The sequence below is a fragment of the Streptomyces sp. NPDC021356 genome (genome assembly GCF_040641015.1).
Taxonomy (GTDB): domain Bacteria; phylum Actinomycetota; class Actinomycetes; order Streptomycetales; family Streptomycetaceae; genus Streptomyces.
Window position 1 is genome coordinate 1 of the sequence record NZ_JBFACU010000104.1, and the last position, 1,660, is coordinate 1,660.

The 1,660-nt window shown below is 68.9% G+C and carries 1 protein-coding gene; it reads left to right on the forward strand.

The annotated features are described in order from the left end of the window. Nucleotides 1–122 precede the first annotated feature (122 nt). Nucleotides 123–1,499: an IS1380 family transposase gene (locus AB0G56_RS42155; RefSeq protein WP_360981663.1), complete on the forward strand. Its 1,377-nt coding sequence runs from the start codon at nucleotides 123–125 to the stop codon at nucleotides 1,497–1,499. Nucleotides 1,500–1,660: the final 161 nt, after the last annotated feature.

The window sequence follows — 1,660 nt, forward strand, 5'->3', positions numbered from 1 at the left end:
CCTCGCGCTTTCACGAGATGGGCTGTCCAAGAGCTGATCAGAAACACGGAAAGTGCCCTTGACCTGCAACGATAGGACTTGCTGAGGGTCCTGTTGGCTGCAAAGAAAAGAGCACTTTCCAGGTGAGAGAGACTATCGCGTCGTACCCACGTGTCCGCGTCCAGGGGGACGGCCGGCAGGTGGTCTCGCAGGCAGGTTCGGTCCTGCTGGTGGAGACGATCCGCAAGACCAGTCTCGACCGGGCGATATCCGCCGCGCTGGCGCCCTGGCGGAAGCCACGGGCCGTCCACGATCCCGGGAAGATTCTCCTCGACCTCGCGCTGGCGGTCGCGATGGGCGGAGACTGCCTGGCCGATGTCGCCATGCTGCGGGCCGAGCCGGCCGTCTTCGGCCCGGTGGCCTCCGACCCGACGGTCTCTCGCCTGGTCGACACTCTCGCCGCCTGCGGCGACACGGCATTGCGGGCAATCCGCGCCGCCAGAGCCGAAGTGCGCGAACATGTGTGGCAGTTGGCCCTCGAGACGGCGCCTGATGCGGGCGGAACGGTCACCGTCGACCTGGACGGTGTGCTGGTGATCGCGCACTCGGACAAGGAGGACGCGGCGGCGACCTGGAAGAAGACCTGGGGCCACCACCCGCTGATGGCCTTCGTCGACCACGGACCGGGCGGCACCGGAGAACCCGTCGCGGCCCTGCTCAGGCCGGGGAACGCGGGCTCGAACACCGCCGCCGACCACATCACCGCCACCCGCCTGGCCCTAGCCCAACTACCGAAGAAGTACCGGCGCGGGCGGCAGACCCTGATCCGCACCGACTCCGCGGGCGGCACCCACGACTTCGTCGCCTGGCTCGCCCGGCAGGGCCGCTGGCTGTCCTACTCCGTCGGCATGGTGATCACCGAAGCGATCCACCAGCACGTACTGAAGGTCCCCGCATCGGCCTGGACACCGGCCGTGGAGGCAGACGGCGACATCCGTGACGGAGCCTGGGTCGCCGAACTCACCGGCAGCGTCCTGGACGGCTGGCCCAAGGGCATGCGGCTCATCGTCCGCAAAGAACGGCCGCACCCCGGAGCCCAGTTGAGGCTCACCGACGCGGACGGCATGCGGCTGACCTGCTTCGCCACCAACACCACCGGCCTGCCGATTGCTGAACTCGAACTGCGTCACCGGCTGCGGGCCCGGGCTGAGGACCGGATCCGGGCCGCCCGGGCCACCGGCCTGCGCAACCTCCCCCTGCACCACACCGCCCAGAACAAGGTCTGGCTGGAGATCGTGCAGATCGCCCTCGACCTGCTGGCCTGGCTGCCCATGCTTGCCCTGACCGGCAAGGCCAGGCTTTGGGAGCCCCGCCGCCTACGGCTTCGCCTGTTCTCCGCAGCCGGGCAACTCGCCACCACCGGCCGTCGGCGGATCCTCCGCCTTGCTCGGCACTGGCCCTGGACCAGCCACATCACCGCCGCCCTCAACCGACTCGCCGAACTCCCCAACCCCGGCTGACCAGCAGATTCACCGTCCCGACAAGCAGCACAATCCACCCGGAGAAGTGGAACCCGGCGCCCACCCGACACGACAGTCGGGCCACCGGCCTGACCATCACCCACCGGACAAAGCAAAACGGTCCGCCGACTCCGTCGGCAGACCGTCACGCAAGATCGAGG